This is a genomic window from Micromonospora sp. LZ34 (genome assembly GCF_052981855.1).
The window spans coordinates 97,093-103,253 of the sequence record NZ_JBRIQN010000027.1 but is presented as its reverse complement, the minus strand read 5'-3'; the positions used below and the strand labels follow the sequence as shown (position 1 = coordinate 103,253).

Below are 6,161 nucleotides of genomic sequence, written 5' to 3'. Positions count from 1 at the left end.
CGGGACCGCCGCGGCCCGCAGATCAAGCGGATCCTCGCCGACCTGACCAGGGTCGGCGTCAAGCGGCACAGCCTCCAATTGGCCTGGGACTTCACCGTGGCCAGCCGGCAGGGTCTGACCGGACGGATGCTGGCGATCCGCGACGACGCCTTCGCCACCCTGGGCGCGGCGGCCCCGTCGTTCACCGTCACCCAGGTGACCGACTACCCGCCCCAGCAGGATCCGCGGATCGCCCGGCAGGTGACCGGCACCATCGGCGTACCGTCTTATCTGACCGGCAGCGGCGGACCCGGTTCGCGGCTGCACTACGGACCGGCCGGCGGCGACGGCACGCCGCCCACGGCTTACGCCCTGCCGACGCCGTCCGGCACGACACTGCAAGCGGACTTCGTCTGCAACATCCCGCGCAGCGCGTCCAGCGCCGATCCGGCACACCTCTCGCTCTACGGCCACGGACTGCTGGGCAGACCGACCGAGATCAACGCCGGCAACGTCAAGACCATGTCGAACACGTACGACTTCACCTTCTGCGCGACCAGTTGGATCGGCATGGCCGCCGCCGACGTCCCGTACGTGGCCGGCGCTTTCACCGACCTCAGCGCCTTTCCCGCGGTGGCCGACCGGCTGCAGCAGAGCTTCCTGAGCTTCCTCTTCCTGGGCCGGGCGATGATCCACCCGGGCGGGTTCGCCGCCGACCCGGCGTTCCAGGACGCCGACGGGAAACCGCTGATCGACGTGGCGGGCGGGCTGCACTACGACGGGAACAGCCAGGGTGGCATCAACGGCGGCGCGCTCACCGCCATCGCCCAGGACTGGACCCGGTCGGTGCTCGGCGTGCCGGCGATGAACTACTCCACGCTGCTGCAGCGCAGCGTGGACTTCGCCCCCTTCCAGACGATCATGGACGGGTACTACCCGGACAAGGTCGACCAGCAGCTGATCTTCGCGCTGCTGCAGATGCTCTGGGACCGGTCCGAGGCGAACGGGTACGCCCAGCACATGACCGGCAACCCGTTGCCGGGCACCCCGGCGCATCAGGTGCTGATGCACGTGGCCTTCGGCGACCAGCAGGTCTCCCCCGCCGCGGCCGAGGTCCAGGCCCGCACCATCGGCGCCCGCCTGCACACCCCTGCCCTCGCCGACGGCTGGTCACTCGACGTGAAGCCGTACTGGGGTATCGAACCGATCCGGGCGTATCCGTACACCGGCTCGGCGATCGTGATCTGGAACAGCGGTGCGGCGTACGCGCCGCCGCCGACGAACCTCGCCCCGGCCGGACCGGAGTACGGCGACGATTCGCACGAGTTCCCGCGCGCCCAGCCCGGAGCGCAGGAGCAGAAGGCGAAGTTTTTGCTCACCGGCGAGATCATCGACGTCTGCGCGGGAGGGCCCTGCCCCTGACGCGGTGACCGGTCGCGCCCGGGCAAGCGCGGCCGGTCGCCTTCTCGCCACAGGTGCCGAGGATGCGTGGGGCGCCGGTACAGCGCTCTCACAGCAGCTGAAGAGACCTGTCAAGCCGCAGACCAGTACCAGGTCCGCCCGGGCTCACGGCGATGACGAGTCGCCTAGGAGTGCGCGGGGCCGGTCGTGCCGTGGCGCGGCAAGAGTCTCCCGCGGCAGGCCCTGCTCAACGATCAGACCGTCGCCCATGAAGACGAGGTGGTCGCCGACCGCGCGGGATGTCGATATCGGCTACCAGTACGGTTCACAATTCACTCCTTCAATGTGACAGGTATCGGATAGCCAGTACCGATGGATCTCGGACAGCGGTACAGGTGGGGGCGTCCTTAGCATCGACCGCGGTGCGGGTCTCGCCGTGAGGCCCCGGGGGATCGCACCCACCACAGTGGGGGGAAGGCCATGGGCGGCCGAAAACACACATCACTCATCGCGCCTGCGGTTGCGCTTGGTCTCGCGCTGGCGCTCGTACCCGCGGCGGCGATCGCCGCGCCCGTGCCGGAACCGCTCAGCGTGAGCGCTTCCGCGTCCGTGCGGCTTGATCCGGCCACCGGTCACGCCCGGATGATCTTCAACTCGGGGGACTATCTCACCGGGCCATCGAAGAGCCCGCCGGAGCAGATCGTCCTCGGCTACATCCGGGACAACCGTGCCCGATTCGGCCTGAGCGCGGCGCAGGTCGCGCAGCTGAAGGCCTCATCCTACCGGACCAAGCACAACGGCGTGCTCCAGGTGACGGTGGGGCAGTCGATCGACGGCATTCGCGTCCTCGGCGCCCTGCTCACTGCGACCGTCGACAAGCAGGGCAGGATCGTGCTCATCGGCGGATGGCTCGCCACGAGCGCGGCGGCCGGCGACGTCAAGATTACCGCCGGGCAGGCGCTCGACCGGGCCGCGGCCGCCCAGGGTGCCAGGGCGAAGGGGCCTGTCAAGGGCGCCGACAACAGGAACAAGGGTAGCCAGACCTTCCCCAACGTGTACGCGCAGCGGCTGGCCAAGCCGCACGACCTCTCCGCCGAACTGGTCTGGTTCGCGCCCGACCACGCCTCGCCGCTGCGCCCAGCGTGGCTGACGGACGTCGAGGTTTCCGGCGCCTCGTGGACCGAGTCGCTGGTCGACGCGGCCACCGGCCAGGTGTTGCGGGAGCAGAGCCGCTACCAGCACAGCGGGCCGGAGGGAACGGTCTTCACCACGCAGCACCCGGACGTGACCGGGGCGACCCGCCAGGTCACGCCGTTCACCGGGATCGACGGCTCCTGGGTCGCCGACCGCCTGACGCAGGGCAACAACGTCAACGCCTACCGCGACGAGGACGGCGACAACAACGCCTCGGACACCGGCAACGACGCGATGCGTCCGCAGACGCCCGCCAGTGGCGACCCGAACTACCAGCACTTCAACTACCCGTTCACGGACGCGTGGCGGACGAACGCGGCGGCGACGCAGGCCAACCTCGACGCCGACCTCGACGCGATCACGACCCAGCTCTTCTACTACAACAACGTCATGCACGACTACCTCTACGGACTCGGCTTCGACGAGGCGTCGGGCAACTTCCAGGTCGACAACTTCGGCCGCGGCGGCAGCGGCAACGACCCGGTTCTCGCCGAGGCGCAGGACGGCTGGGACTTCGGCTGCATGAGCGGCCCGCCGACCCCGGTCGCGATCCGCTGCCTGAACAACGCCAACTTCGGCACGCCGGGTGACGGCAGCAGCCCCCGGATGCAGATGTTCATGTGGCAGCCGGGACGGCCGTGGCGGGACGGGTCGCTGGACGGCGACGTCATCGCCCACGAGTACGGGCACGGCGTCTCCAACCGCCTGGTCGGCGGTGGCAGCCTCGGCGGCGGCCCGCAGACCGGCGCGCTCGGCGAGGGCTGGAGTGACACGATCTCCTTCCTGAAGTGGGGCGACAACACCGTCGGCGAATACGTCACCAACAACACCGCCACCGGCATCCGGTCACAGGCGTACGACACGTCGACGGAGACGTGGGCGACCTTCGACCCGGCGCGGGGCGTGCACCGCAACGGTGAGATCTGGGCCGGGACGATGTTCGACATCCGCGAGGCCAAGGGCATCGGTTACACCCAGCAGATCGTGATCGACGGCATGAAGAACACGCTGTCCTCCCCGACCTACCTCGACGCGCGTGACGGCATCCTCGCCGCCGACATGACCAACACCGGCGGCGCGAACCAGTGCCTGCTGTGGCGGGTCTTCGCCGGTCGCGGCATGGGCGCGAACGCGTCTTCCAGCGCGGACCAGACAACCGAGACGGCCGACTCGACCGTCCCGGCGCAGTGCGTGCCCACCGCCGACGCCGGTGGCCCCTACAGCAGGACCGAGGGAACCGACGTCATGCTGAGCGCGGCGGGTTCGACCAGGGGCACCGACCCGTCGGCGGGCACGCTGACGACGTTCGAGTGGGACCTCGACAACGATGGGCAGTACGACGACGCCACCGGTCAGTCCGTCCCGTTCACGCGGGTCGGCCAGGACGGCGTCTTCACCGTCGGCGTCCGGGTCACCGACAGCGCCGGCAACACCGACACGGACACCGCGATGGTGACGGTCACCAACGTCGCCCCGTCGGTGACATTGAACCCGATCGCGGCGACGCCGGAGAACAGCGGCATCACACTCTCCGGCACGATCAGCGATCCGGGCTGGCTGGACCCGTTGACCGCGACGGTCAACTGGGACGATGGCACCGGCCCGCAGCCGATTGCGGGCACACTGGAGAACACCCGGCCGGATGCGACGCTGACCTTCTCGGTCCCGCACACCTACGGCGACAACGGGGTGTACGCGATCGAGGTTTGCGGCAGCGACGACGACACGACCACGTGCGCCACGGTGAACGCCACGATCACCAACGTCGACCCGACGGCCGTGATCTCGGCCGACGGCCAGACGACCTACAACGGCCAGCAGGCGTTCATCGCCCACGCCGGTGAGCCGATCGAGGTCACCGGCTCGTCGGCGGACCCCGGCAGCGACGACCTGACGCTGACCTGGACCTGGGGTGACGGGGCTTCGGACAGCCTGACGTCGCTGGTGAACCCGCCCGCGACCGACCCGGCCAAGAGCCCGTCGATCCAGCCCCGGGCTGTGACGGCGATGAAGTCGCACGTCTACGGCGATGCCTGCCTCTACACGCTGACGTTCGCCGCCGCCGACGACGACGGCGGGTCGAGTGAGGCGACGGCCACGGTGATCATCACGGGCAACGCGGACCGGGCGCGCAGCCAGGGGTACTGGAAGGTCCAGTACGACGGCAAGCCACCGAACAACTTCACCCAGACGCAGCTGACCTGCTATCTGGCTATCGTGTCGTTCATGAGCTCCGTCTACGGCCCGCTCACCGTGCAGCAGGCGCACGACATCTTCAGCAGCACGTCGAGCGACCCGCGGGCGCTGATGTCCAAGCAGCTGCTCGCCGCGTGGCTGAACTTCGCCAACGGGTCCTATGACCTGGACACGCCGGTCGACACCGACGGCGATGGCGTCGCCGACAGCACGTTCGGCGCCGCGGTCGCGGCGGCGGAGGCGGTCTACAACAACCCCGCCGCCACCAAGACACAACTCTTGCAGCAGCAGAAGATCCTCGAGCGGTTCAACCTGCGCGATGGCGGCTGATCCACGCCTCGCCGGGCTGGCCGGGCTCGCCGTCCTCGCACTCCTGACGGGGTGCGGGGGCGGCGAGCCCTCCGCCGTGCCACCGGCGCCGTCGGCCACGCCGCAGTCCACGCGTACAACGGAGGAGGGCCGGCCGCGCATGCTGACGGAGGCCGACGACGGTGCGCTGGTGACCCTCGCCGTGGGCCAGACCGCGGCCCTGCGTGTGACCAGCCCGGAGGGCGCGCCGGAGCCCAAGGCGAGCGGTGACGCCGTCCTGCTGATTCGCATCTTGAACGTGACCGGCAGCGGGGCTCGGGAATGGGAAATCCGGGCCGTACGCCCCGGGGAGAGTCGCCTGTCGGTGCCTCGTGCAGGAGGGGCGCCAGCCGTCATCAGCCTGCAGGTGCGCTGACGCTCGTCACGGGGCGCGGCTTTTCCTGGCGGAGGCGCTCGACGCCGTCGAGGACCACCACACCGACCGGATATCGGAGAGCACGGCCAGAGGGCTCCGCCTGACGACGGCCTTCAACCGGGGCAGCGTGCGACGACGCGGCTCACCACCATCGGACGGACCGGTGGCTCAAGGATGATCGTCGGGGCCGAACAGCAGCAGGTACTCGCATCGGTCTGGGTGAAACCCGTCCTCGGCGTGGAACTCGAGGAGGTGTCGCTGCTATGGCCGGTCTGCCGCGGCCTCCGCAAGGAAGCTTCTGTTCGTAGTCGCCCGGCCTGCCGAGGGTGGCGGCCGGTGGCCGCCGCTGCAGCGGCGGCGATGGTTTATCGCGGCGATGGTCATGGCGGGCCGGCCGCCCTGAGGGCGAGCAGCCTACGAACGCCGCGTCGTTCCGGTTTCGTCGGGGTTCGTCACCCGGAGTGAGGGTTGGCCCCTGCCCCTGATGCGGCAGCGACACCGGTCGCGTCGGGCAGGCGCGGCCGGTGTCGCGGCCGGCCAGCAACCCCGATTCCGGTGATCGTGCGTATTCTCAACGGGCCGCCGGGACGATGACCCGACCGCCTCCGACCCGGTGCCGCGCCCCGGGAGCTGCGCGGGGGTGGTCCGGCGGCGGCGGGGCCGTCCG

The 6,161-nt window shown here is 70.0% G+C and carries 3 protein-coding genes; all 3 read left to right on the top strand.

The annotated features are described in order from the left end of the window. Nucleotides 1–1,401: hypothetical protein (locus tag ACVCAH_RS25265; RefSeq protein ID WP_447138687.1), on the top strand; the 1,401-nt coding region annotated here is incomplete at its 5' end. A gap of 570 nt (nucleotides 1,402–1,971) precedes the next feature. Then, complete coding sequence (locus ACVCAH_RS25260) at nucleotides 1,972–5,100, top strand: M36 family metallopeptidase (RefSeq protein WP_447138686.1); 3,129 nt, start codon at nucleotides 1,972–1,974, stop codon at nucleotides 5,098–5,100. A gap of 139 nt (nucleotides 5,101–5,239) precedes the next feature. Then, nucleotides 5,240–5,494: a hypothetical protein gene (locus ACVCAH_RS25255; protein WP_447138685.1), complete on the top strand. Its 255-nt coding sequence runs from the start codon at nucleotides 5,240–5,242 to the stop codon at nucleotides 5,492–5,494. Nucleotides 5,495–6,161 lie beyond the last annotated feature (667 nt).

Excerpts from the sequence above, each read along its gene's own strand:
- ACVCAH_RS25255 (WP_447138685.1), top strand. The coding sequence starts at position 5,240 with ATGCTGACGGAGGCCGACGACGGTGCGCTGGTGACCCTCGCCGTGGGC.